Consider the following 25,013-nt stretch of genomic DNA (forward strand, 5'->3'; position numbering starts at 1 on the left):
ATGGAGAGCGGCGAGGTGACGATGGATGGGCCGGCCAGTCAGCTCTTGAATGATCCGAAGGTTCGGGCTGCTTACCTCGGCGAGTGAATGGCGCACCCGGCTTCGCGAGTATGCGAAGCCACCCGCCGGGCGGGTTGCGCAGGCCGCTTGGGAGCGGCCCGGCGCTGGCCTGCGGGAGTGGGGGCCCGGCTTCGCGGCCCGGTTCAGCGTACCGGATTCAGGCCCAGCACCGCCTGCGCCCGCAGGCGTTCGTCCGCGCTGAAGTTGCTTTCCACATAACGCGCAATCGCCTCGCTGCGCTGTGGTGCCGAAAGCTCCGGCGCCTGGCTCAGGCTTTGCACCTGCGCCCGCGCCTGGGCAATGCGGCTGGCCCAGCGGGTTTCCTCTTCGTCCAGCTGCTGCAGGCGTTGCGCCGCTTCCAGGCCCAGTGCGGCCTGGCGGCGCTGGAACACCAGCTGCGGGTCTTCGCCGGGCCTGGGCGGGCGGGCCACGTCGGGCACGCGCAGGTCCGCGGGTGAGTCGTTGTCCGCCACGCTGCCGGGCTGGCCCGTGCGCGAGGCGATGTGGCTGCGCAGTTGGGCTTCTTCGTCGGCGTAGAACGCATCGGCCCAGGCGGGGCCCAGCAGCTCGCGGCGCACGCGCATGCGCTCGTCCAGCGCGGGCTGCCAGGTGCTCACGTCGCGCAGGTCGGCGTTGTGGGCAAAGCTGCGCTGCTGCAGGTCCAGGTAGCGCTGCCACAGGCGCATGACCTCGGCCACCGCGGCGGGCGGCAGCTCGCGGCCGGCCTGGTCCTGCAGCAGCAGGCCCAGCTCGGGCAGCGAGGCATCGCCCATCGCGCTGAGCAGGTGGTCGAAGCGGCGGCGCAGGCCGATGTCGGGCTTCAGCGTGCCGCCGCCGTCCACTGTCCAGCCGCCATCGGGCTGGCTGTTGCGCAGCGGGCCCTGTACGTACAAGGCCTGCTGCAAGGCCTCGATGCTGCGCGGCGCGCCGCTGGCGGCGTCGGCCAGCGGCACGGGCGAGTTCGGCGCCACGCGCAGCGGCGCCGTGCTGTCCTGCCGCGTGCCGGCCAACACGGCGCCCGCACCGTCCTGGCCGGCATGCAGCGCGAGCACCAGGGCCGCGCCAGCCCCGGCGGCCAGCAGCCCTGCGACCAGCGGCCGGCGCAGCGTCGAAGCCATGCTCACAGCCCTGCGGTCTTCAGCCGGTTGGCCTGGCCGCGGTAGAAGGCCACCGGGTCTTGCGAGAACAGGCCGCGCAGGCCGAAGGCCTGGTTGATCTCGTCCAGGTGGTTCCAGCTGTAGTTGTCCTTCAGCACCGTGCCCCAGTGCGAGGAACACTGGCCGACCAGGCCGTCGCTGGCGCTGCCCTTGAAGCTGACGGAGGTCAGCGCCAGCAGCGCGTCGCTGATGTCCAGCGGGTTGGTCAGCACCCAGTTGCCGCCCACCGAGTAGTAGCGCACGCCGTTCACCAGCTCAGGGCCTGAGCCACAGCTGCTGGTGGGCTGGCCGGCCGGGTACTTGGCGTTGAAGGCGGCGCTGCCGGCGGTGGTCAGTGAGTTCATCGCCGCTTCCGAGTCCTGCGGCATGCCCGGGTTGCCCGAGAGCAGGCTGATGACGGCGGCAAAAGCGTCGAACACCGCAGCCACCCATGCCGTGGTGCCGGTGGCGGTGGTGCCGGCCTTGATGTCGTCGGCCACCGGGCTACCGGTGTGCGGGCCGCCCACGCTGGTGATGGAGGCGACCAGGCTGGGCGCGACGGCGGCCACGTAGCGCACCGTCGGGCCGCCATGGCTGTGGCCGATCAGGTTGAACTTCTGGTAGCCGTAGCTGGCCTGGTAGCGCTTGATTTCGGACAGCAGTTGCTCGCCACGCACCTCGGTCGAATTGGCCGCCGAGACCTGCGAGACGATGACCTTGGCACCGCCAGACTGCAGCGGCGAGACGATGCCGTACCAGTAGTCGATCGGGCCGATGGCGTCGAAGCCGAACAGGCCGTGCACCAGCACGATGGGGTACTTGGTCTGGGTGTAGGTGTCGGCGGCCTGTACCGTGTTCGGCAGCACGGTGGTGGCCAGGCAGGCGGCGGCGATCAGGCTTTTGGCAAGGGCAGGGGCGAGGCGTTTGGTCATGCGTGTCTCCAACTGGGTTTGAGATTCCACGCTCTGAAGTCAGGTCCGAGGGACCGCTGGACGCTGCGCTTGCCGACGTGGTGGGGCGCATTACAGAACGACCGTGCTATTTCTCTTCCAGGTGTCTTCCCGAGGGATGTGCCCAGTCGCAACTCGTGCTCCGGGGGCATGGTTTTGCCCTGGCGGAGACGCAGCTGGCGGGCCTGGCAAGCCGCTCACTGACCCACCCGGTCAGGCGCTTGGCCGTGCGATCCATCACCGCCGCCGAGGTCGGGAATTCGCTTCTTGATACTGGATGCGTGTACAGTGTTTTGACACCGCCTGCCGTTCGCGGGTGTTTCCAGCCTTCCCCGCCCAAGCCCCTCCGGTTTTTCCCTGATGCCAGCCGCCGCCATCGAAGAATTTGTCCTGCGGGCCTTGCCCGAGCCGGAAGACGATGGCCCTTCGGCGGCCGCGCGACCGGCCGCAAGCGACAAGCCCAACCCGCTGGACACCCTCTGGCGCGGCAGCGAATGGGCCCGCGCACCGGCCAGCAATTGGCCCAGCGGCCATGCCGCGCTGGACGGCGAGCTGCCCGGTGGCGGCTGGCCAGGCCATGGCTTGACCGAGCTGCTGCAACCGCTAGAAGGCGTGCTGGAGTGCCGGCTGCTGGCGCCTGCGCTGCAGCGCATCATGGCTGCGGGCAAGCCGGTGGTGCTGGTCGGCACGCCGGTGCAGGGCCGCCTTGCGTTGGCTCCGCACCTGGCCGGCTGGCGCCAGGCCGGGCTGGATGAGCGGCAACTGGTCTGGATACAGGCCGAGACCAGCGCCGAGCGCCTGTGGTGCGCCGAGCAGCTGCTCAAGGCCAATGCCTGTGGCGCGCTGCTGGCCTGGCTGCCGCAGGCCAGGCCGGAGCAGATGCGCCGCCTGCAGGTGGCTGCGCTGGGCCACGAAGGCCCGGCTTTCCTGTGTCGCCATGAGCGGGCGGCCGAGCAGGCTTCGGCCGCGCCGCTGCGGCTGCTGGTGCGGCCGGGTGAGGACTGGTCGCTGGCGGTGCGGGTGCTCAAGCGCCGCGGTCCGCAGCACGAGGGCTGGCTCTCGCTGCCTGCCGTGCCGGCCGCGATGGCCGGGCTGCTCACGCCGCGGTTGCGGCAGCCGCATCTGCTGTGGCCGCAGCGCCCGGGCAGCGTGCCGGCCGGCGTGGCCGCGGCCGGTGTGCTGGCTGAGCCCGGTGTGCTGTCCGCCGCTTCGCTGTTGTGTGACGAGGAGCCTGCCGATGCGCATGTCCATGCTCTGGGCCGCGCTGCTGTTGCCGCCGCCGCAGGCGTTCGAGGCGAATGAGCCGGGGGGCGGGGAGGCGCTCGCGCCCACGCCGCCGCTGCTGAGCCTGCCGCGCGGGCTGGCGCCGTCGCGCTCGCGCGAGCCCGTTGGCACGCCCATTCCCGCGGAGGAACAACTGCGCCGCCAAGCTGAAGCGCTGCAGGGCTTGGCGCAGTGGGCGCTGCAGTTCACGCCGCGCGTGGCGCTGGCCGATGGCGAGGCGGTGCTGATGGAAGTGGCCGGCAGCCTGCGCCTGTTTGGTGGCCAGCGGGCGCTGCGCTTGCGCGTTCGAGCGGGTGCGCGCGAAATGGGCGCGCAGGCCGTGGGCTGGGCCGGAACCGGACTGGCCGCGCTGGCGCTGGCTCGCGCCGGCGTGCAGCAAACCACTGCGCAGCCGCTGGCCGAACGGCTGGACCCGCTGCCGGTGGCCACGCTCAGCGCGCTGCGCCCGCATGCGCTGACGCTGGCGCAGATCGGCTGCCCGCGCCTGGGGGATGTGCGTCGCCTGCCGCGCAGCGGCCTGGCCCGCCGGTTCGATGCGGCCATGCTGCAGGCGCTGGACCAGGCCTACGGCGTGCAGCCCGAGGTGCATGCCTGGCAGGCGCTGCCGGCCAGCTTCCGCGCCCGCATCGAGTTGATGCAGCGGGTGGACCAGGCCCCTGCGCTGATGGGTGGCGCGCGCCGCCTGCTGCTGCAGCTCTGCGGCTGGCTGGCCGCGCGCCACCTGGGCGTGAGCGCCTGCACGCTGCACTGGTCGCACGACTCGATGCGCGCGCGCGACGTCGAGGCCCATGGCGAGCTGCAGCTGCGCACCGCCCAGCCCACGCGCGACCCGAACCACCTCACCCGCCTGCTGGCCGAGCACCTGCAGCACCTCACGCTGGCCGCACCGGTGTCCGACCTCGCGCTCAGCGTGCAGACGCTGGCGCCCATCGCCCCGCCCAGCGGCTCGCTGTTGCCGGATGCCGTGCAGCAGGCCGAGGCCCTCACGCCCGTACTGGAACGGCTGGCCGCACGCCTGGGCGAAGAGCGTGTCAGCCGGCCGCTGCTGCGCGAGGACCACCGGCCCGAATGCACGCAGCAATGGGTCAGCGCAGTGGCGCCCCTGCCGCGCGGCCGGGCCCGCATCTCGCCGCTGCCGCAACCGGCCTGGCTGCTGGCCGCGCCGCTGCCGCTGGCCATGCATCACAACAAGCCCACCTACCAGGGCCCGTTGTTGTTGCTGATGGGCCCCAACCGCGTGGATGCCGGCTGGTGGGACCGCACCGGCCAGGGCGACGCGGCCCACACCCGCCAGGCCAGGCGCGACTACTGGGTTGCCTGGAGCGACCGCGCCGGCCTGCTGTGGCTGTTCCAGACGCGGCAGCAAGGCGAGTTCAACTGGTTCCTCCATGGCTTCTTCTAAACCATGAGCACCCGGCAACTCCCTGCCTACGCCGAGCTGCAGTGCGCGACCAGCTTCAGCTTCCTGCGCGGCGCGAGCCAGCCCAAGGAGATGGTGGCGCGCGCCCACCAGTTGGGCTATGCGGCGCTGGCCATCACCGATGAATGCTCGGTGGCTGGCGTTGTTCGGGCGCATGAGCAGGCCAAGGAGCTCGAATTCAGGCACCTCATCATCGGCAGCCAGTTCCAGTTTGGTGGCCCTTGGCCTTTCACGCTGGTGGTGCTGGCCTGCAACCTGCGCGGCTACGGCAACCTCACCCAGTACATCACCCGGCTGCGCCGCAGCAGCCCCAAGGGCCACTACCGCGCCGTCCCGGAGGACTTGAAACGCGGCGAGCTAGCGGACTGCGTGGTGCTGGCCGCGCCGGCGCGCGACAGCACGCCCGAGCAAGGCCTGGCCATCGGCCGCTGGCTGCTGCGCCACTTCACCGGCAACTGCTGGTTCGCGGTGCACCTGCTGCGCCTGGCAGACGATGAAAGCTGGCTGCTGAAGATGCGCGAATGGTCCGCGCAGACCGAGATCCCGCTGGTGGCCGCCGGTGACGTGCACATGCACGTGCGCTCGCGCAAGCCGCTGCAGGATGTCCTCACCGCCATCCGCCTGAACACGCCGCTGACCGAGTGCGGCCTGGACCTGCAGCCCAATGCCGAGCGCCACCTGCGCTCGCGCACCCGGCTGGGCCTGAGCTGCCCGCCAGACCTTTTGGCGCAGACGCTGGTGGTGGCGGCCAAGTGCGAATTCGAACTCACCGAATTGAAGTACACCTATCCCGATGAGTTCATTCCCAAGGCCCTCACCGCGGCACAGTACCTGCGGCAACTCACCTATGAAGGCGTCGCCCGGCGGTTCCCGGAAGGACTGAAGAACGAGCACCGCAAGCTCATCGAACACGAGCTGAAGCTGATCGCCGAACTCCAGTACGAGCACTACTTCCTGACCGTGGGCGAGATCGTCGCCTTCGCCCGCAGCAAAGGCATCCTTTGCCAGGGCCGCGGCAGCGCCGCCAACAGCATGGTCTGCTTCTGCCTGGGCATCACCGAAGCCAACCCGGCCGACCTGAAGATGCTGTTCGAGCGCTTCATCAGCCGGGAGCGTGGCGAGCCGCCGGACATCGACGTGGACTTCGAGCACCAGCGCCGCGAAGAGGTCATGCAGCACCTCTACGAGAAGTACGGCCGCGACCGCGCCGCACTCACCGCCACGGTGATCAGCTACCGCCCGCGCAGCGCGCTGCGCGACGTGGGCAAGGCCGTGGGCATTCCGCTGGCCACCATCGAGAAGCTCACCAGCAACCTGCACCACTGGGACGACTGGCAAAGCGACGACGGCAGCGCCCAGGCCCAGACCCAGCGCGCCCGCCTGCAGGAAGCCGGCATCGACACCACCGATCTGGCGGTGCGCCAGTGGCTGCAGCTCAGCACCCAGGTCATGGGCTTCCCGCGCCACCTCTCGCAGCACACCGGCGGCTTCGTGCTGACCAGTGGCGCGCTCTCGCGCCTGGTGCCGATCGAAAACGCGGCCATGAAGGACCGCACCGTCGTCCAATGGGACAAGGACGACCTCGACGCGCTGGGCCTGATGAAGGTCGACGTGCTGGCCCTGGGCATGCTCAGCGCCATCCGCCGCACGCTGGACATGGTGAGCCGGCGCCTCGGCGAAACGCTGGAGATCTACAAGATCCCGCAAGGCGACCAGCCCACCTACGAGATGATCTGCAAGGCCGACACCGTCGGCGTCTTCCAGATCGAAAGCCGCGCGCAGATGAGCATGCTGCCGCGCCTGCGGCCGGAGAACTTCTACGACCTGGTGGTGGAGGTGGCGCTGGTGCGGCCGGGGCCGATCCAGGGCGGCGCGGTGCACCCGTATCTGAAGCGCCGCCAGCAGCGGCGCGAAGACTCCTCGCTGAGCTTCGAGACGCCGGGCGGCGACCTGCTGAAAGACGCGCTGCACCGCACGCTGGGCATCCCGATCTTCCAGGAGCAGTGCATGCAGATCGCCATCCTCGGCGCCGGCTTCAGCCCCGGCGAGGCCGATGGCCTGCGCCGCGCGATGGCTGCCTGGAAGCGTCATGGCGACGTCGGGAAATACAGGGACCGCCTGATCGGCGGCATGCTGGCCAAGGGCCTGCCGCTGGACTTTGCCGAAGGCGTCTTCGAGCAGATCAAGGGCTTCAGCTCCTACGGCTTCCCGGAGAGCCACGCGGTGTCGTTTGCGCTGCTGGTCTATGCCAGCAGCTGGCTCAAATGCCATTACCCGGCGGAGTTCCTGACCGGCCTGCTGAACTCCCAGCCCATGGGTTTTTATTCCGCGTCACAACTGGTGCAGGACGCGCGCCGACACGACGTGAAGGTCTTGCCTGTGGACGTGCAGCACAGCGGCTTCGAAACCCGGCTGGAGGGCGACATCCAGGCGCCTGCGGTGCGCATGGGGCTGCACCGCGTCGGGGGCCTGCCGGAAGAGGTGGCGCTCCGCATCGAGCAATCCCGCCTGCAGGACGGCCCGTTCACCAGCACCGGCGACCTCGCGCGCCGCGCCGCGCTCGAGCAGGGCGAACTGCGCCTGCTGGCTGGTGCCGACGCGCTCGCCTCGCTCGCCGGCCATCGCCGCCAGCAGGTCTGGGACGCTGCCGCGCTGCGCCGCCCACCGGCCCTGCTGCAGCCCGCACCCGTCGAAGAAGAAAAGCTGGAATTGCCCGCTGCGCCGGAGGGCGAAGACATCGTCTTCGACTACGCCAGCACCGGCCTCACGCTGCGCCGTCACCCACTGGAACTGCTGCGCCCCCAGCTCAACAAGCGCCGCCTGCTGACCGCCGAAATGCTGAGCCACAAGGTCGACGGCGACGCAGTGCGCTACGCCGGCATCGTCACCACCCGCCAGCAGCCGCCCACCGCCCACGGCACCATCTTCGTCTCCCTGGAAGACGAAACCGGCGTCGTGCAGGCCATCTGCTGGCAACGCCAACGGGAACGCTTCCGCATCCCGCTGCTGCGCGCCCGCCTGCTGATGCTCTATGGCCACTGGCAGCGCGAGGGCGATGTCTGCAACCTGATCATTGCCTACGCCGAGGACCTGAGCCCGATGCTGGGGAGGCTGGCGGAGAGCACGGTAAGCCGGGATTTCAGGTAGGGGTGTTTGTGAACGACCCTGAGCGGACATTCACAACGGCGAATCACCGTACGACTGGGAGACCAGGACGACCCGAATGAGTACATCGACTCGTTGACGATTCGAACAATTCCACTCGCGCTCTCAACGGCGCCAGTGGGTGTGAACGATGAAAAGCAGGTCACCTTCGTATTCAACTGCACAACCCACGCTTGATTCTCAAGAGATTCCTCGCCGGTATCGCCAGTCCTGCAAACGGGAGCTCTCAGCAAATTCCCACGAAGGAATCCTTCGACTTCAGTCCAGTTCTTGCCCCTCACCGAGCCCGGCGGTGAGGCTGCGCAGCGCCGCCTCGTCCAGCGTCTCGCGTTCGAGCAGTTGTTGCGCACCTCGCTCAAGCAGGTCGCGGTGGGTGGTCAGCAGCTGCGCCGCCTGCGTGAGACCGGCGCCGACGAGCTGTGCCACCGCTGCGTCGATGCGGCGCAGCGTGTCCTCCGAAAGCGTCCGGCCGTTGCCTGGCCAAGCCATGGCCTCGCCTGCCGGCGCGCGTGGCGCTTCGTAGGCCACCGGGCCGAGGCCTTCGTCCATGCCGTAGCGGGTGACCATCTCGCGCGCGATGTCGGTCGCCTTTGCGAGATCGTCCGCGGCGCCGGTGGAGATCTCGCCGAGCGCCAGCATCTCGGCCGCGCGGCCGCCGAGCAGCACGGCGATCTTGCGTTCGAGTTCGCCGCGTGTCATCAGGTAGCGGTCCTCGGTGGGGCGCTGGATCGTATAGCCGAGCGCGCCGATGCCGCGCGGGATGATCGAGACCTTGTGCACCGCGTCCGAGCCCGGCTGTGAGAGCGCGACCAGCGCATGGCCCATCTCGTGGTAAGCGACGGCGCGGCGTTCGTGCAGGTTCAGCACGCGGCTCTTGCGCTCAAGCCCGGCGACGATGCGCTCGACCGCGACGGTGAAGTCCGCCAGCGTCACCTCGTCGGCATGGCGACGCGTCGCGGCGAGTGCCGCCTCATTGACCAGGTTGGCCAGGTCCGCGCCGCTGAAGCCGGGCGTGATGGCGGCCACCTCGTCGAGCTTCGTGCCGGCGGCCAGCCGCACCTTGCGCACATGCACCTGCAGAATCTGCAAACGGCCGATCTTGTCGGGCCGGTCCACGAGCACCTGGCGGTCGAAGCGGCCGGCGCGCAGCAGCGCGGTGTCGAGGATCTCGGGCCGGTTCGTCGCGGCCAGGATGATCAGGCCTGCCGAGGTGTCGAAGCCATCCATCTCGACGAGCAACTGGTTCAGCGTCTGCTCCTTCTCGTCGTGGCCGCCCAGTCCCGGGAAGGCGCCGCGCGCGCGGCCGAGCGCATCGAGCTCGTCGATGAAGATGATCGCGGGCGCCTTCGAGCGTGCCTGCTCGAACAGGTCGCGCACACGCGCTGCGCCGACGCCAACGAACATCTCCACGAACTCGCTGCCCGAGATCGAGAAGAAGGGCACGCCGGCCTCGCCGGCCACCGCCTTGGCCAGCAGCGTCTTGCCGGTGCCGGGCGGGCCAACGAGCAGCACACCCTTGGGGATGTGCGCGCCGAGCCGGCTGTGCTCCTGCGGCTGCTTCAGGAAGTCAACCACCTCCTTGAGCTCCTCCTTGGCCTCGTCGACGCCGGCAACGTCGGCAAAGCTGACCCCGGTGTGGTTCTCGACGTAGACCTTGGCGCGGCTCTTGCCGATCGCCATGAAGCCGCCCATGCCCTGCTTGTCGGTGAAGCGGCGGATCACGAAGAACCACAGGCCGAAGAAGATCAGCGCGGGCAGGATCCAGGACAGCAGGTCGCGCAGCCACGGGCTCTCAATCACGCGCTTGTAGGGCACGCCATACTTCTCCAGCCGGGCGGCGAGCTCGGGCTCGACGCGCGTGGCAACGAGCAGCGTCTTGCCTGCTTCGGGCGACTTGAGCGTGCCGATGAGGGTGCTGTCGGAGATCGTGATCTCGGTGATGCGGCCATCGGCCAGCGCCTTTTCAAACGCGCTGTACGGCACGGCCTCGATCTGCGTGGCGCTCTGCCAGAAGCTCTGCGCGAGCATCAGCACCAGCAGCGCAACAATCCAGTAGCCGACGTTCCAGGTCTGGCGTTTGTCCATGGGCATGTGTTCAGGCCTCAATGCCGGCGCGGCGCAACGCCGCGCGCAGGCGCTTGATCTCGTCCGTCAGGTCCAGCATCACCGCGACGCTGTCCAGGTTGGCCTCGAAGTCGCGCTGCAGGCGGCGAATGCGCCGCACGCGGGCGAGTTCCTCGCCACCGAAGCGCCACACGGGCTGTTCGACCGCCGGGCGCAGCAGGCCCGCATCGATGAACTCCCTGATCTCGTCGGCGGCCGTGCCGCAGGCTTGCGCGAACATCTCAAGATCGAGCGCATGCTCGTCGCTCAGGCAAACCCCGATCAACATGGTTTCGCTGTGCATGGGCCAGCCTCCAGTTCATTCACCAAGGTGGCCGCGCGGGTCGAAGGCGAGGTCTTGCGCCATCTGCCGGTACAGCGCCCGCGCCTTGTCTGTGTCGGCCGGCGGCAGCGCGACTTCGAGCGTGACGTAGAAGTCTCCTGGCGGCGAGTTCGGCCCGCTGCCCGGAATGCCGCGTCCGCGCAGGCGCAGCTTGCGGCCGGCCTGCGAGCCGGCCGGCACGTTCATCTCGATCGCGCCCTCGGGCGTCGGCACGCGCACTGCGGCGCCGAGCGCGGCCTCCCAGGGTGCGACGGGCAGCGTGAGATAGAGATCGTGCCCGTCAACGCGGTACAGCGCGTGCGGCGCGAACTCGATCTCAAGGTAGAGGTCACCGGTCGGCCCGCCGCCGAACCCGGGCGAGCCCTGGCCGGCCAGACGGATCTGCTGGCCGGCACGAATGCCCTTCGGGATTCCGACTTGCAGCGTGCGCTCGTGCAGCACCATCTGGCCGCTGGCGTCCAGCGTCGGGCTGTGCAGGCTCAGCTCGCGCGTCGCGCCGCGGAAGCTGTCTTCGAGCGGCACCACGATCTTTGCGTGGTGGTCCTGTCCGCGTTCGCTGTGGCGCGCACGGGCACCGCGGCGCGCGGCGCCAAAGAGCGATTCGAAGAAGTCGCTGTGGCTGCCGTCGCCGAAGCCGTCCGGCGGGCCGCCGCTGAACTCGAAGCCCGCGTCCCAGCCCGGGGGCGGGCGGAACTCCTCGCCGCCTTGCCGGCCCTGGCCGATGTTGTCGTAGGCGGCGCGCCTCTCCGGGTCGCGAAGCACCTCGTGGGCCTCGTTCAGTTCCTGCATGCGCGCCTGCGCATCCGGCACCTTGCTGACGTCCGGATGGTACTTGCGGGCGAGGCGCCGGAAAGCCTTCTTGATGTCCTCCGCGCTCGCCGTGCGCTCGACACCGAGTAGCTTGTAGTAGTCCTTGAACTCCATGGGGGCGGCCTTCGTACCGGCTCTTGCCGGGCGAAGGCGATCGTGCCACCGATGCGCGCGTCGTGCTTGATGTGCATCAGATCGGCGGGATGGCCGTCACCTGAACGCCGTCTCCACTGCCCCCATCGCATGCGCCAGCATCGTTGGCGCGATGTACTTCCGGTGCGTCGCGGAGATGGCGGCCATGTACAGGCGGCCGAACAGGTTCTTGCATGCGACGCGGGTCGACAGCGCGAATTCGATGGCGCCTTGGTCCAGCAGGCGCACGCTGGCGCAGGTGCGGAACATCAGGTGCCTGTCGTCTGCGCCGAGGATGACCTGGGCCAATCGCTCGTCGGCTTCGATCTGTGGCGCGCGGACTGGGTGGCAGTGCGCTTCCTGGCCTTGGCCGGCGCAGCGCTTTCCTTTTTGAGCGGCCCGTCGACAGGGCAGAAGGCCGCGACGAAGTTGTGTAGCGTGCCGAGCATGTTGTCGTCGACCAGGCTGTAGTGCACGAACTGGCCGCGCTTCTCGCGCTTCACCAAGCCCGCCTGTTCGAGGACGCGCAAATGCTTGGAAAGCGATGGCTTGGTCATCTCGAAACACTCGGCGATCCCGCCCACGGTCAAGGGTGCCTCTGACAGGTAGGCCCGGATCTTCCGGTGCGGCGTGGACGCCGGCACCGAGAACACGTTAGCCAATTATTCGCATGGTGACACCGTGGGCTTCACATTTCACCGACTCGCCCCGCGGCCCTCGGCAGCTTCACCACGAAGGGCCGCATTTCTGCCGTGCCGGCGCGGAACGCGGCGCCGGTGACCAGGCCTGCGGCGTTGATGCCGGTGGCATAGCTGAGGTACCAGCCGTCGGCGCGGGCCTCGTCATCCAGGAAGTCGTTCAGGTCCACGGCCACGTCGTCCTGCCAGTAGACGGCGTGGAACAGCGTGTCGCTGGGAATGCTGGCCCAGCCGGCGATCTGGCCGGCGTTGTTGACGGCCGCGCCGCTGCTGAAGCTGCCGCCCAGCGTGCCGAGCAAAACCCGCGTGCCATCTGGCAGCCAGCGAACAGCCCGGCTGGCATCGTCCATGCCCACGATGTGGCCGCTGTCGTTGATCTGGTTGGCATAGCCGGGTCCGAGGTCCAGCATGTTGCCGTCTCGCCAGAGCACGGCGTGGATGGCGCTGTTGTTTGCCGTGGCGCTGGCGCCCACCACCTGGCCGGCGCGGTTCAGCCCGTAGGCGCTGCTGAAGCTGCCGCCCAGCGTGCCCAGGTCTACCGCCTGGCCGCCTGCGGGCCAGAGGGTGGCGCGGGCGTCCAGCGTGTTGGTCACCACGAAGGTGCTGTAGCCGGCCACCAGGCCGCTGGCGTTGACGGCCACCGCCGTGCTGTAGCGGCCGGTGCCTTGCGTGCCCAGGTCTTGCGCGTGGTAGCCGATGCTGCCGCGGCGCCACAGCGTGGCATGCGGGTCGCCGTTGGCCGCGACGCTGACGCCCACCACCCAGCCGCGCTCGTTGGCATCGTTGGCCGTCGCGTAGCCCTGGTTGCTGAGACCGGGCAGCACGATGGACACGCCGTGCTGCCAGAGCGTGGCATGCACAGGCGAAGCGCCGCCCGCGCCGCTGGTGCCCGCCACCAGCCCCCAGTCGTTCAAGCCCACGCCGCTGCCCTGGAGCGCACCTGCCGGCAGCGGGAGCAGGGTCACCTGGCCGGCCGGGAACTCTGCCGCCAGCGCCTGCATGCCCAGGCACAGGCCCGTGACCAGGAGACCGTGCACCACAGCGCGCGCAGGGCGAGGCGCAGAAAGTTGCGAGAGAACAGCTGCTGCAATGCGACCCATGGCCTTGTCTCCTGCCGTGGCGAGCCGGGCGGGCTCGCATGATGAGCTGGCCAGCATAGGCCTGTGCCGGAGGGGCACAAGCGAGGGACAACGCCACTCCCCAAGCGTGATCCCGGGCAATCGCCCGCGCTGCAGCCGATGTTGATCGCACGCCGCTGCAGCTGGTCCGCCCATGCGGCCGTTCGTCGCAAGCGCGCCTGTACGCCAGGGGGTGTCGCTAAGCTCGTCCAGATCAACACCAACCCCTCGCGCAACATGCCTGCAACGCCCCCGATGACCTTGCCCCGCCTGTCGGCCGCCTTGTTGAGCGCCGTGTTCGCGGCCGGTGCCCACCCGGTCTGGGCCGCCGAGGATGTGGCGGCCAAGGTGGCTGCCGTCGAAAACGGCCTGCGTCCGCCGGTGAGCTTCGAGGGAGACAAGCCGTGGTCGCTGGCCGAACGCATGCGGCACTACGGCGTGCCGGGCGTCACCCTCACGGTGGTCAACAACGGCAGCATCGCCTGGACCCGCACCTACGGCCTGGCGGACCGGGAGGCCGGCATACCGATGACGGCCAGCACTCTGCTGCTGGCCGGCTCGGTCAGCAAACCGGTGGCGGCCTACGGGGCGCTCAGCATGGTGCAAACCGGTGAACTGAGCCTGCAGCAGCCGGTCAATGCGCGGCTGAAATCCTGGCAGATCCCGGCCAACGAATTCACCGACAAGGTGCCGGTGACGCTGGCCCACCTGCTCAGCCACACCGGCGGGCTCACGGTGCATGGCTTCAACGGCTACACGGCGGGCACCCCGTTCCCGGACACCGTGGCCATCCTCAACGGCGCGCCGCCTGCCAACTCTGCCCCGGTGAGGGTCGACCAGCTGCCCGGCAGCGCCTGGCGCTATTCCGGCGGCGGCTACACCGTGGCCCAGCTGCTGATGGCCGACGTGGCCCGGCAGAGCTTCCCGGTGCTGATGCAGCAACGCGTGCTGGGCCCGCTGGGCATGGTGGACAGCAGCTTCAGCAATCCCCTGCCGGCCGCGCTGCTGCCGCGTGCCGCCGCAGGCGTGCTGCCCGACGGCAGCGCGCTGACCGGCAAGCGCAACACCTATCCCGAAATGGCCGCGGCCGGACTGTGGACCACCTCACAAGACCTGGCCAGGTTCGTGATCGAAATCCAGCAGGCGCTCAAGGGCCAGAGCCCTCGGGTGTCTGCCGCGCTGGCGCAGGACATGCTCACGCCGCGCCTGGGCAGCGGCTACGGCCTGGGCCTGGGCATGCCGGATTTCGACGGCCAGAAATACTTCGCCCACGGCGGCTGGGACGAAGGCTTCTGCACGATGCTCATCGGCAGCCAGACCAGTGGCCAGGGCGTGGTGGTGATGATCAACGCCAACCAGCCCGCCTTGATGAGCGAGCTGCAGCAAGCCGTCGCCTTTGCCTATGGCTGGCCCGGCGTGAAAGCCCATGCAGCCCTGTCCACCAGCGCCCAGGCGCTGGCCAGCGCGCCCGGGCGTTACCGCGTCAACGGTGAGCAGGTGGCCGTGGTGACCCGTGACGGCAACCGCCTGCAACTGGGCTTTGCCGGCCTGCCGAGCAGCGAGCTGGTGACCATTGGCGCCAACCGCTACCTGCAGCGCGAGCAGCCGCGCGAACGCAGCTTCGAGCTGGGCACCGATGGCGCGCAAGCCCTGCTGCTGCATGGCCCGGAAGGAAAGACCGAGCGGCTGCCGCGCCTGCGCGACGGCGAACGCCTGCCGCGCGAGCTGCTGCTGGCCGGTGAATACGAGCCCGCGCTGAAGGCCTACCAGGCGCTGCGGGATGCCAGGGATGATGCCGGCAAAGAGAGCTACCTCAATGAGGTCGGCATGAACCTGGTCACGCAGCGTCAATTGGAGACCGGCCTGGCCGTGCTCAAGATCAATACCGCGCTCTACCCGAACGCCGCCAACACCTGGGACAGCCTTGGCGCTGCCTACCTGGCCCAGGGCAACAAGGCCCTGGCCCGCGAAAGCTACCAGCACGCGCTGCGCATCGACCCCGTCTTCCCGTCCGCCAAGGAAGCGCTGCTGCGCCTGGCGGAGTGAGGCGCGCGGCGGCTCAAACGTCGGCTTCCCGTTCGGCGCCAGCGGCGGCGCCACCCAGCGCGCCGGCCACGGCGCCAAGCGTTGCCCCGGCCACCACCCCTACCGGGCCAGCCACTGCGACGCCGACGGCAGCGCCCGCGGCCATGCCGGCCACCACACCTCCCGCGACCAGCACCGACTTGGCCTCGCGCGCCGCCTCCTGCGGCCCCAGTGGCATCTGCGCGGAGGGATCTGGGTCCTGAGACGGAATGCCGTGGCCGGGGCGAGCCTGCTCGGCAAGGTCTTTGTCGGCGCCTGCGCTGTCGGGCGCCGCGGTGGCGGATGGCTTCATGTGTCTCTCCTGAGTGAGTGGACGATGGCGCGAGCTCCAGGCCTGCGCCCCAAGCGGTTCCCTGACCTTATGCCCGCGGGAGTGGGCCCGTCCGTGCGGCAGCGAACGTCGCCGGGTACCGAGGCCCTAGCACAGCCCGGGCATTCGTGCTGCCAACGGCTCTTTCCCGGAGGGCGGAGAATTCAAAAACACCACTCTCCTCTTCAGGCCATGAACCTCATCGAACTGCTCACCTGGCGCTATGCCTCCAAGAAGATGGACCCGTCCCGCGCCGTGCCGCAGGACAAGGTCGATCGCATCATCGAAGCCGCGCGCCTGGCGCCGACCTCCAGCGGTCTGCAGCCGTTCGAAATCATCTCGGTGACCAATCCCGAGGTTCGCGCCCGCATCCGCGAGATCGCCTGGAACCAGGCGCAGATCACCGACGGCTCGCACCTGCTGGTGTTCGCCGCCTGGGACAACTACACCGCCGACCGCATCAACCACATGTTCGACCTGACGAACGAGGTCCGCGGCGCCCGCAACGAAGGCTGGGAGAACTACCGCCAGCAGTTGCTCAACACCTACCCGCAGCGCCCCGCGGAAGTCAACTTCCAGCACGCCGCGCGCCAGGCTTACATCGCCTTCAGCGCCGCGGTGATCGCCGCTGCCGAGGAAAAGGTGGACGCCACGCCGATGGAAGGTTTCGACCCCGACAAGCTCGACGAGATCCTCGGCCTGCGCGCGCGCGGCCTGCGCAGCGCGGTGATCCTGCCGCTGGGCTACCGCCAGGCTGAAGGCGACTGGCTGGTCAACCTGACCAAGGTTCGCCGGCCGCTCGATCAGTTCGTCACCGAAGTGCGCTGAACGGCGCCGGCGGGGCTTCAGCGGGGTGTCAGCCAGGGGCCGGATGCGTCCGCTGCCCCAGCGCTGATGTCACCGCATGCGCCAGCATCGTTGGCGCAATGTATTGGCGATGCGTGGCCGCGATGGCGGCCATGTAGAGCCTGCCGAACAGGTTCTTGCAGGCCACGCGCGTCGCCAGCGAAAACTCGATGGCGCCGTTGTCCAGCAGGCGCACGCTCGCACAGGTGCGGAACATCAGGTGCCTGTCGTCGGCCCCGAGGATGACCTGTGCCAGCCGCCCGTCAGGGCTGATCTCTTGTGCGCGGACTGGAAAGCGTTCGGCGAAGCGCGCATGCGTCGTGGGTGCCAGCAGTGACGAGACCGGGCAGCCCAGCGGCGAGGTCCTCAGCTTGAGAGGGCGGACCAGGGCGTTTCGGATTGTCATCAACCGGGACACCCCGAGCGGCGGGTTGTCCAGGAAGCCATCGAGTAAGGCGGCCAGCCATTGGCTGGCATCGAAGGCCGCCGGCTCAGGTGCAGGCACGAGCATCGAGAAGCTGTCCTGGTGATGGACGGTTCGGTCGGTGAGTTCGTGGCGCAACAGGGAATGGCTGGCGAGCTCTTGGGCCTCCAACACCCGCGCAGGATGCAGCGTGCTGACGAAACCGGGTCGGGTCCAGAAGCCCGCGCGCAACCGGTGCAGGTGGCCGACCCCGGAGCGGTAGCGCTTGCATGCTGCCTCCAGCAGGCTGCCGGGCCTGTCGTGCAGGGACAGGGCTGTGGTGGGCACTTCGCCCGGCTTGGGTTGTGCTGCGTTCAGCAACTGCGCGATCGCTGCCGGCAGCAGTTCGGTCAGCGACGGAATGTCGCCCTGGTCTGCCAGCACCTGCTGCCGCATCGCGTCCGACAGCGCTCCGCCCAGTTCATTGGTGTGCGTGGACAGCGCGAAGAATGCGGGGTGGCCCAGGTGGGCATGCAGCGGCGCGAACTGGTGCCAGGTCTCACCGGAGAACCGAACCGTGAACAGGCAATCCGGCGGCACGTTCACATGGCGCAAGGCGCGCAAGAAGCTTTCCGGGTCTTGCGCCAGCTCCGCAGGTGTCGCGCTTGAAAATCGGAGCTGGGCGCCGCCACTGCCGGAGATGGCAGTGAACACGCGATGGCCTGCATGCCGATGGAAAGGATGGCCGCCGTGACCGACGCCAAACGAGTAGAGCGCCGTGGCGTCGCCTTTGGCGAAGTCTGTGCTGCCCAGCTTGGCCGAAGGTTCGTCCAGTTCGTCGACAAACCTGGCATGCCGTTGCTGTCGGGCCAGTGCCTGGAAAAACAGCTTGGTGCCAGCACCATGACCGAGCTGGGCGACCAGGCTCACCTCGACCGGAACTCGGCCGGGGCCGGTGGGCAAGGTCACGGAGGGAAACGTTGCCGTCTGCACAGTTTTCCTGCGGGCGGCGCCGGGCGGCAGTGCAAGCGATGCGGTCATGGCTTCTTCCTCCAATGCGGTGTTCGCTCAGTTTTCACGACGGCAGCGTCGGGTTGTCAGGTGGCGGTGCGCTTCCTGGCCTTGGCCAGCGCAGCGCTTTCCTTCTTGAGCGGCCCGCCGACAGGGCAGAAGGCCGCGACGAAGTCGTGCAGCTTGCCCAGCATGTTGTCGTCGGCCAGGCTGTAGTGAACGAACTGGCCGCGCTTTTCGCTCTTCACCAGGCCTGCGTGCTCGAGGATGCGCAAGTGCTTGGAAAGCGACGGCTTGGTCATCTCGAAACGCTCGGCGATTTCGCCGGCGGTCAACGAAGCTTCTGAAAGGTAAGCCAGGATCTTCCTGCGCGGCGTGGACGCCAGCGCCGCAAACACGTTCTCTTCCTGCATGACTTTGTTATTTCGCTAATTGGCTAATTAACTACATCGTAGCAGCCTCTGGACCGATGCACCAGCGGCATCCACCGCAGCGTCCTGTTCACCCTTTGCACGAAGGAATTTCCCGCAGTGGTGGGTCCCGTCATTGACGACAATGCGGGCTCCACTTCTTCCGCTCACCATGACCTTCGTCGAAACCCTCACCCCCATCGTCACTGGCATCATCGAGCCGCGCGCTGTGCAGACCGACCGAGAGGGACGTTTCCCGCGAGAGGCGATCAGTGCGTTGGGCGAGGCAGGCCTGTTGGGGCTGGTCTCGGCCACCGAGGTGGGCGGGCTGGGCCTGGGGCTGCGGGAAGCGGCCGAGGTGGTGAGCCGCATCGCGCAGGCCTGCCCGTCCACCGCCATGGTGGTGTGCATGCACTACTGCGGCGCGGTGGTGCTGGAATCCTTCGGCAAGCTGCCGGTGCGTCAGGCCATTGCGCAGGGCAAGCACCTGACCACGCTGGCCTTCTCCGAGGCCGATTCGCGCAGCCATTTCTGGGCCCCCACCGGCACCGCCCGGGCCAATGGCGCTCAGGTGATCCTGGACGCGCGCAAGAGCTGGGTCACCTCGGCCTTCGAGGCCGACAGCTACGTCTGGTCCAGCAAGCCGCTGGCGGCCGAGGGTGCCAGCACGCTGTGGCTGGTGGGCGCCAAGCTGGCGGCCTTAAGCCAGCAGTCCGGCTACGACGGCCTGGGCCTGCGCGGCAACGCCTCTACCCCAATCACCGCCACCGGCGTGGCCGTCTCGGCAGACGACCAACTGGGCGAAGACGGCAAGGGCTTCGACGCGATGATGGGCGTGGTGCTGCCCTGGTTCTCCACGCTCAGCGCCGCCTGCTCCACCGGTCTGATGGAAGGCGCCCTGTCGCGCGCCATCACCCATGTGAGCGGCACCCGCCATCTGCACCTGGACAGCTCGCTGGCCGACCTGCCGACCATTCGCGCCTACCTGGCCCGCGCCCGCATCAAGACCGACATGGCCCAGGCGCTGCTGAAGGACACGCTGGACGCGATTGCCACCAGCCGGCCCGACACCATGCTGCGCGTGCTGGAGGTGAAGGCCGCTACCGCCGAAACCGCGCTGGAGGTGACCGACATCGCGATGCGCGTGTGCGGCGGTGCGGCCTTCCGCAAGGAAGCCGGCATCGAGCGCCTGTTCCGCGACGCTCGGGCCGCCAGCGTGATGGGCCCCACGTCCGACGTGGCCTATGACTTCATCGGCAAGGCCATCACCGGCCTGCCGCTGTTCTGAGGAGCGCTGGCATGAGTGAGCCGACAACACAAACCTTGGTCATGGGCGCCGTGGCCTATGCCCCCAAGGTGGTCACCATCTGGGAAGGCTTCAAGGCCTTCTTCGCGCAGCACGGCCTCAGCTTCGACTACGTGCTGTATTCGAACTACGAGCGCCAGGTCGAGGCCCAGTTTGACGGCAGCATCCACCTGGCCTGGAACTCGCCGCTGGCCTGGGTGCGGGCCCACCGCATCGCCGCCAGCCGCGGGCTGGATGTGCAGGCCATTGCCATGCGCGACACCGATTGCGACTTGCGTTCGGTCATCGTCGTGAAGGCCGACAGCCCGCTGCAGCAACTGGCCGATCTGCGCGGCAAGACGCTGGGCGTGGGCGCCATCGATTCGCCGCAGGCCACGCTGATCCCGCTGGACCACCTGCGCCAGGCCGGCCTGGTGGGCGGGCGCGACTTCACGGTGCGCCGCTTCGACGTGCTGGGCGGCAAGCATGGCGACCACATCGGCGGCGAGCGCGACGCCGCCAGGGCCTTGATGGCCGGCGAGGTGGACGCCTGCTGCCTGATCGACGGCAACCACCTGGCCTTCGGGCTGGACGGCACCTTACCTTCCGGCAGCACCCGCGTGCTGGCCCGCACTGGCCTCTACGACCATTGCAACTTCACCACCAGCCCGGGCGCACCGGCCGAGCTGATCGCCCGCTTCACCTCGCTGCTGCTGGCCATGCGCTGGGACGACCCGCAGGTGCGCCCGCTGCTGGAGCTGGAAGGCCTGCGCGAGTGGCGGGTCGGCCGCACCAGCGGCTACGAGCTGCTGGCGCGGGGTGTGGATGACGAACAGTTCTACAGTGCCGATGGCCGAATCCTGCCCGCTGACTATCGATATTGAGGCGCTGGGCCTGGACCAGGGCGCGCTGCTGCTGTTGCGGCGCGCGCTGGCCCGGGTGCCGCTGGGCGGCGAGCTGCGCGTGCAAGGCAATGCGCCCGAGTGGGACCTGCACCTGGCCGCCTGGTGCCGCAGCGTGGGCCATGCCCTGCGCTTCGAGACCACGGGCAGCGGTGCCGTTGCCTCCGCAGTGCTCACCCGCAACGTGCAGGCCGAAGGCCGCTGGCGCGATGCGCAGCACACCGGCCACGCGCAGCTGTTGCCGGGCCAGATGCTCGCAGCCGAAGCCTCGGCCGGCTGGGGCTTGGCTGCGCGCGGTGCCCAGGTGGAAGCCGGCAGTCCGCCCTTCGATTTCGCCCTTCGCCAGCGCGACGAGCTCTGGGCCGCCAGCGCCGGCGAGCTCTACCGGCAAGCGGCGGCGGCGCAGTGGGACCCCGAGACCGCCGTCGACTGGCAGGCCGAATTCAGCCTGGCCCCCGAGCTGGAAGCCGCGGTCGTGCAGGTCATGACCTACCTGATCGAGAACGAGAACGCGGCCCTGCTGGTGCCCGCGCGCTACCTCGGCCAGATCCACCCGCATTACCGTGAGGTGATGCAGCTGCTGGCGCTGCAGTGCGCAGACGAAGCCCGGCACGTGGAAGTGTTCAACCGCCGCGCCACGCTGCGTGGCGCAGAGCCCGGGCTGTCCACCGCCGGCAGCCAGGCTTCGCTGCAAACGCTGTTTGGGGTGCCTGATTTCTCGATTGCCAGCTTCCTGCTGGCTGTGCTCGGCGAGGGCAGCTTCGTCAACCTGCTGAACTTCCTGCACGAACACGCACCCGACCCTGTGACCCGCCAGATCGCCCGCCTGGCCGCGCGCGACGAGGCCCGCCACGTCGCGTTTGGCATGGCCCACCTGGAACACCGCCTTGCCGCGCAGCCCGAGTTTCTCAACAGCCTGCGCAACGCCGTGGAGCAGCGCTACGAGGCGCTGGCCAACACCACTGGCCTGAACGAAGAGGTCTTCGACTCGCTGGTCGTGATCGCTTCCGGCGGCCTCACACCCGCCGCCGTCGCCCGCGGCCACCAGGCCGTCTCGCGCCTGCAGGCCGACATGGCCACCGGCCGCCGCGCCCGGCTGACCCGCCTGGGCTTCGCCAACGAAGAGGCCGAGCGGCTGGCGGCGCTGCACACGCGCAATTTCATGTGAACCTGGGGTCCAGTGCCGGTCGATGACGAAAGCCGGTGCCTCACGGTGCCGTTGGTTTGGCATCTTGGCCGCGGCCGCTCCGCAGCGATTGCCGTCACTGGTCGCCGGCGATCGAACTCACGGTCTCTGCCACATGCCGGTCATGTGGCCCCCCGCACCATCGCCACTGCGATATCGGCTTCCGCCGCGTTCCCGGAATCGCCAACTCGCCAACGCTCGACAGCGCCCTGTGTCTGTGAGGCCGCATTCTGGCGGTCGCCTTGATGCACGCGGCCATCGCGTTCATCAGGATGGCGTTCGACATCTCTCCGTGCGCTCGGCACGTGCTCTTGCTCGCGCACTGCGTGCGCCGGAAAAAGCTGCACTCGCAGGCTCAGGAAGCCCGTAGGGAATCCACCGACCAGTGAGCGGGAAATTTTCCCAATGCTTTCTGTGTACTGGCTCATATCGTTGCATCAAGGCGGCAATGCAAAGCAATGCCTGTCGTGAAATCAGGACGCGATCACAACGAGGTTCGAGGAGGCAATACGGCTCGCCTCAAGCTCTGCCATGGCCGCAACGCGGTCGCGAACACGCCATCGAAATGGGTTCATTCACATGCACGTTCAGAGCGGTGCTTTACCGTATCGGCCTGTCCAGAAGTTGGTGGCGGTTGGACTCATTGCCGGGTGCAGCATCGCGGTCGCGCAGCAGACAGCTGCTCCGCCGGACGCGGCTGCTTCTGCGACCCCCGCGCAAATCGTCCTGATCCGCGGCCAGCGCCCGGTCGACATTGGCCCTCTGCCTGGCTCAGGCGTCTCCAAGGACCAGATTCCGGCCAACGTTCAAAGTGCCACCCGCACCGAGATCCGTGAGTCGCGTGCGCTGAACATTGGCGACTACATGAACCGGGAGATGCAGGGCGTCAACATCAACGACTACGCCGGCAACCCCTTCCAGATGGACGTGAACTACCGCGGCTTCACGGCCAGCCCGCAGATTGGCACACCGCAAGGCCTCTCGGTATTCTTCGACGGTGTCCGCGTCAACGAACCCTTCGGAGATGTCGTCAACTGGGATCTGATCCCGCTCAACGCCATCGAACGCTTCGACCTCTTTCCAGGCTCGAATCCGCTCTTCGGCCTGAACACGCTGGGCGGCGCGATTGCGGTGCACAGCAAGAGCGGCTACTCCGCGCCCGGCGTGGAAGCCTCGTTGCTTGGCGGCTCGTGGGGCCGCCGGCAGATGCAGCTTTCGGGTGGCGCCAACGATGACGGCCTCGCCGGCTTCGCTGCACTCAACCTGTTTCACGAAGACGGCTGGCGGGACGCGTCGCCTTCGCGCGTGGCGCAGTTGTTCGGTCGCGGCGACGTTTCCGTGCCGTCGGGCACCCTGACCGGGACTGTGCTCGCATCGAACAACACCCTGGTGGGCAATGGCCTGATCCCCTCCGAGCTCTATCGCCAACGCCCCGAGAGCGTCTACACCTCGCCCGACGAAGCGCGGAACAAGCTGCTGCAACTCACCGTCTCGGGCATCTACGACCTCTCTGACACGACCAGCCTCACCGGCCGCGTCTACCGGCGCACCAGCAGCCGCCACGGCTTCAACGGCGATGTCTACGAAGGCTTCGAGGACATGAGCATCACCTACGACAAGGTGGCAGCCCCTCCCGGCAGCGAGGCCATCGTCGTCGGCCGCAACGGTGCGAGTGACCCGTTCAGTGCCGGCAGCGGCGTGATCGTGGGCACACCCATCGGGCTGATCAGCAGGACGCATCTCGACCAGACCACGACGGGTGCCGCCGGTCAGCTCAACTGGAACCTCAAGACCCACGCCGCGATGGTCGGGGCTTCGGTCGACCACAACAGCACCCGTTACGAGTTGACACAGCGCCTGGGGCTGATCGACGCCTCCCACAACGTTTACTCCGATCCCGACGCGATTGGCGACCAGTACTACGCCGCAGCCAACGACGTGCCGGGCAACGACTTCTCCGGGCATTCCACCACCGGCAGCCTCTACTTCAGCGACACCTGGACACCAGCCCCCGAGTTCACGCTGACCTCGTCGGCCCGCTACAACTTCACCCGCGTCAGCAACCAATTGCTGGTGAGATCGTCCGAGGGCGACGTCGCGCTGCACGAGCTGCGTGTGAACAACAAGAACCTGGACAAGTACGTCTTCTCGACCAGCAACACCGAAGAGAGCTTCGACTACCGCTCGTTCAACCCCGCACTGGGCATGAACTGGCGTCCTGCTGCCGGCCTGAACATGTTCGCCAACCTCAGCCGCGGGGCACGCGTGCCCTCAGTGGTGGAGCTGGGTTGCGCCTTCGACGACACGCCCGTGCCCATAGACCCCACTCACCCGGAAGGCGGCACGATTGCGCGCAGCCTGCGCGGGCCGGGCTGCAACCTGCCGACCACGCTGTCCGGCGACCCGTACCTGCCGCAGATCCGCTCGCTCTCGGGCGAACTGGGCGCGCGTGGCCAGTTCAGCCAGGCCACCGCCAACCTGCAGTGGAACTTCAGCCTGTTCCGCACCGACCTGCACGACGACATCTACTACGTCGGCGTGGCCGATGGCCGCAGCTTCTTCGACACCATCGGCAAGACCCGCCGGCAAGGCGCGGAGCTGGGGCTCAAGGGCAGCGCAGGGCCTTTTGAGCTGAGCGTCGACTACGCCCATACCGAGGCCACTTTCCAGAGCCCGTTCTACGTCACCAGCCCGCACAACAGCAGCGCCGACTTCAACCAGAACTCGCAGGGCATCGCCAGCGGCGGCATCGTCTACCTGCCCTCGCCGACAGCCGGTGACAACAGCGGCCTCGGCACCTACCGCACGATTTTGGTCAAGCCGGGCGACCGCATGCCCGGCATCCCGTTGCACACGCTGAACCTGCAGTCCCGCTGGCGCGCCGGCGAGGGTCTGAAGCTGGGCCTCGGCATGCAGTTTCGTTCGTCGACCTATGTGCGAGGCAACGAAAACAACCGGCATCAAGCCAGCGGCAGCGACCAGGAGACCGGCCTGTTTTCCTGCCAGCCGGCGCAGTGCGCTGCGACCGGTTTCCAACAGGACCTGGTGCCGGTCGGCCGGCCCTTTGCCAACTCGGGCCGGCTGGGCGGCTACGCGGTGTTCAACCTCGACGCCAGCTACCAGATCAACCGCCGCACCAGCGTGTTCCTGCAGGTCACCAACCTCTTCGACCGCGGCTATGCCTCGGCCGGCCGGCTGGGCGTGAACCCCTTCGCCCCCTCGGTGAACGGCGCCATCGGCGCCAGCGGCTGGAACTACAACTCCAGCGAATGGCAGAACAGCACCTTCGTCGGGCCAGGCGCGCCGCGCGGCATCTTCGTCGGGCTGAACTACGACTTCGACGCCCGACCATGAGG

The 25,013-nt window shown here is 68.5% G+C and carries 22 protein-coding genes; 10 read left to right on the forward strand and 12 right to left on the reverse strand.

The features are described 5' to 3' along the window. Nucleotides 1–87: ABC transporter ATP-binding protein C-terminal domain-containing protein (locus tag LRH25_RS12605; protein WP_510591024.1), on the forward strand; the 87-nt coding region annotated here is incomplete at its 5' end. A gap of 116 nt (nucleotides 88–203) precedes the next feature. Here the strand turns inward: LRH25_RS12605 and LRH25_RS12610 are convergent. Together LRH25_RS12610 and LRH25_RS12615 are read right to left on the reverse strand one after the other, a co-directional pair. Then, a complete protein-coding gene (locus tag LRH25_RS12610; protein ID WP_231011255.1) occupies nucleotides 204–1,178 on the reverse strand; it encodes a lipase secretion chaperone in 975 nt (324 codons plus the stop codon). A gap of 2 nt (nucleotides 1,179–1,180) precedes the next feature. Beyond that, nucleotides 1,181–2,128 (reverse strand): esterase/lipase family protein, encoded by a 948-nt coding sequence (locus tag LRH25_RS12615; RefSeq protein ID WP_141291876.1) that lies wholly within the window; start codon nucleotides 2,126–2,128, stop codon nucleotides 1,181–1,183. Nucleotides 2,129–2,506: 378 nt separating this feature from the next. Between LRH25_RS12615 and imuA the strand changes: the two genes are divergently transcribed. Genes imuA through LRH25_RS12630 form a run of 3 tightly spaced genes read left to right on the forward strand, consistent with a single transcriptional unit; the run spans nucleotide 2,507 to nucleotide 7,997 of the window. Next, complete coding sequence (imuA, locus tag LRH25_RS12620) at nucleotides 2,507–3,448, forward strand: translesion DNA synthesis-associated protein ImuA (protein ID WP_231011265.1); 942 nt, start codon at nucleotides 2,507–2,509, stop codon at nucleotides 3,446–3,448. Continuing rightward, nucleotides 3,384–4,832 (forward strand): Y-family DNA polymerase, encoded by a 1,449-nt coding sequence (locus LRH25_RS12625; protein ID WP_231011267.1) that lies wholly within the window; start codon nucleotides 3,384–3,386, stop codon nucleotides 4,830–4,832. Before imuA ends, LRH25_RS12625 begins: the two co-directional genes overlap by 65 nt. Nucleotides 4,833–4,835: 3 nt before the next feature. Then, on the forward strand, nucleotides 4,836–7,997 hold the full coding sequence (locus LRH25_RS12630) for an error-prone DNA polymerase (RefSeq protein WP_141289102.1): 3,162 nt from the start codon (nucleotides 4,836–4,838) through the stop codon (nucleotides 7,995–7,997). Nucleotides 7,998–8,273: 276 nt separating this feature from the next. On the opposite strand, the gene ftsH is transcribed toward LRH25_RS12630, so the two are convergent. The 6 genes from ftsH to LRH25_RS12660 all read right to left on the reverse strand — a co-directional run bounded on the left by ftsH (nucleotide 8,274) and on the right by LRH25_RS12660 (nucleotide 13,138). After that, nucleotides 8,274–10,100 (reverse strand): ATP-dependent zinc metalloprotease FtsH, encoded by a 1,827-nt coding sequence (ftsH, locus tag LRH25_RS12635; protein ID WP_141289106.1) that lies wholly within the window; start codon nucleotides 10,098–10,100, stop codon nucleotides 8,274–8,276. Between the two features lie 10 nt (nucleotides 10,101–10,110). Further along, nucleotides 10,111–10,422, reverse strand: a complete 312-nt coding sequence (locus tag LRH25_RS12640) for a chaperone modulator CbpM (RefSeq protein ID WP_141289100.1) — start codon at nucleotides 10,420–10,422, stop codon at nucleotides 10,111–10,113. 15 nt (nucleotides 10,423–10,437) lie between these two features. Then, entirely contained in the window at nucleotides 10,438–11,385 is a 948-nt protein-coding gene (locus LRH25_RS12645; RefSeq protein ID WP_231011271.1) for a DnaJ C-terminal domain-containing protein, read from the reverse strand. Nucleotides 11,386–11,481: 96 nt separating this feature from the next. Further along, nucleotides 11,482–11,673, reverse strand: a complete 192-nt coding sequence (locus LRH25_RS12650) for a DUF2867 domain-containing protein (protein WP_170201005.1) — start codon at nucleotides 11,671–11,673, stop codon at nucleotides 11,482–11,484. After that, nucleotides 11,673–12,056 (reverse strand): metalloregulator ArsR/SmtB family transcription factor, encoded by a 384-nt coding sequence (locus LRH25_RS12655; RefSeq protein ID WP_231011274.1) that lies wholly within the window; start codon nucleotides 12,054–12,056, stop codon nucleotides 11,673–11,675. Before LRH25_RS12655 ends, LRH25_RS12650 begins: the two co-directional genes overlap by 1 nt. Nucleotides 12,057–12,091: 35 nt before the next feature. Beyond that, nucleotides 12,092–13,138, reverse strand: a complete 1,047-nt coding sequence (locus tag LRH25_RS12660) for a hypothetical protein (RefSeq protein ID WP_141289799.1) — start codon at nucleotides 13,136–13,138, stop codon at nucleotides 12,092–12,094. Nucleotides 13,139–13,474: 336 nt separating this feature from the next. On the opposite strand from LRH25_RS12660, the gene LRH25_RS12665 reads away from it, so the two are divergent. Continuing rightward, a complete protein-coding gene (locus LRH25_RS12665) occupies nucleotides 13,475–15,265 on the forward strand; it encodes a serine hydrolase domain-containing protein (protein WP_231011275.1) in 1,791 nt (596 codons plus the stop codon). A 13-nt stretch (nucleotides 15,266–15,278) separates the two neighbouring features. Here the strand turns inward: LRH25_RS12665 and LRH25_RS12670 are convergent, their stop codons facing one another. Then, the gene (locus LRH25_RS12670) at nucleotides 15,279–15,596 is read right to left on the reverse strand and encodes a bacteriocin (RefSeq protein ID WP_231011278.1); all 318 of its coding nucleotides are present in this window, start codon (nucleotides 15,594–15,596) and stop codon (nucleotides 15,279–15,281) included. Between the two features lie 210 nt (nucleotides 15,597–15,806). Here LRH25_RS12670 and LRH25_RS12675 point away from each other — a divergent pair, with 210 nt between their 5' ends. Further along, the gene (locus LRH25_RS12675) at nucleotides 15,807–16,442 is read left to right on the forward strand and encodes an NAD(P)H-dependent oxidoreductase (RefSeq protein ID WP_141289589.1); all 636 of its coding nucleotides are present in this window, start codon (nucleotides 15,807–15,809) and stop codon (nucleotides 16,440–16,442) included. 28 nt (nucleotides 16,443–16,470) lie between these two features. On the opposite strand, the gene LRH25_RS12680 is transcribed toward LRH25_RS12675, so the two are convergent. Beyond that, nucleotides 16,471–17,904 carry a DUF2867 domain-containing protein gene (locus LRH25_RS12680; RefSeq protein ID WP_141289590.1) on the reverse strand — a complete coding sequence of 478 codons (1,434 nt, stop codon included), beginning with the start codon at nucleotides 17,902–17,904 and terminating at the stop codon, nucleotides 16,471–16,473. A 56-nt stretch (nucleotides 17,905–17,960) separates the two neighbouring features. Then, nucleotides 17,961–18,287, reverse strand: coding sequence for a metalloregulator ArsR/SmtB family transcription factor (locus LRH25_RS12685; protein ID WP_141289591.1), 327 nt, complete (start codon nucleotides 18,285–18,287; stop codon nucleotides 17,961–17,963). Between the two features lie 169 nt (nucleotides 18,288–18,456). Between LRH25_RS12685 and LRH25_RS12690 the strand changes: the two genes are divergently transcribed. Genes LRH25_RS12690 through LRH25_RS12700 form a run of 3 tightly spaced genes read left to right on the forward strand, consistent with a single transcriptional unit; the run spans nucleotide 18,457 to nucleotide 21,639 of the window. Continuing rightward, on the forward strand, nucleotides 18,457–19,572 hold the full coding sequence (locus LRH25_RS12690; RefSeq protein ID WP_141289592.1) for an acyl-CoA dehydrogenase family protein: 1,116 nt from the start codon (nucleotides 18,457–18,459) through the stop codon (nucleotides 19,570–19,572). Nucleotides 19,573–19,583: 11 nt separating this feature from the next. Continuing rightward, complete coding sequence (locus tag LRH25_RS12695) at nucleotides 19,584–20,453, forward strand: phosphate/phosphite/phosphonate ABC transporter substrate-binding protein (RefSeq protein WP_141289593.1); 870 nt, start codon at nucleotides 19,584–19,586, stop codon at nucleotides 20,451–20,453. Beyond that, on the forward strand, nucleotides 20,419–21,639 hold the full coding sequence (locus tag LRH25_RS12700) for a ferritin-like domain-containing protein (RefSeq protein WP_231011280.1): 1,221 nt from the start codon (nucleotides 20,419–20,421) through the stop codon (nucleotides 21,637–21,639). The genes LRH25_RS12695 and LRH25_RS12700 overlap by 35 nt, the downstream gene beginning before the upstream one ends. A 140-nt stretch (nucleotides 21,640–21,779) precedes the next feature. Here LRH25_RS12700 and LRH25_RS12705 read toward each other — a convergent pair whose 3' ends face one another. Continuing rightward, on the reverse strand, nucleotides 21,780–22,085 hold the full coding sequence (locus tag LRH25_RS12705) for a hypothetical protein (RefSeq protein WP_141286092.1): 306 nt from the start codon (nucleotides 22,083–22,085) through the stop codon (nucleotides 21,780–21,782). A 199-nt stretch (nucleotides 22,086–22,284) separates the two neighbouring features. Between LRH25_RS12705 and LRH25_RS12710 the strand changes: the two genes are divergently transcribed. After that, on the forward strand, nucleotides 22,285–25,011 hold the full coding sequence (locus LRH25_RS12710) for a TonB-dependent receptor (protein WP_231011282.1): 2,727 nt from the start codon (nucleotides 22,285–22,287) through the stop codon (nucleotides 25,009–25,011). Nucleotides 25,012–25,013: the final 2 nt, after the last annotated feature.

Origin of the sequence: Ideonella azotifigens, assembly GCF_021043325.1 — a bacterium.
In the GTDB taxonomy this organism is placed as follows: domain Bacteria; phylum Pseudomonadota; class Gammaproteobacteria; order Burkholderiales; family Burkholderiaceae_C; genus Ideonella; species Ideonella azotifigens.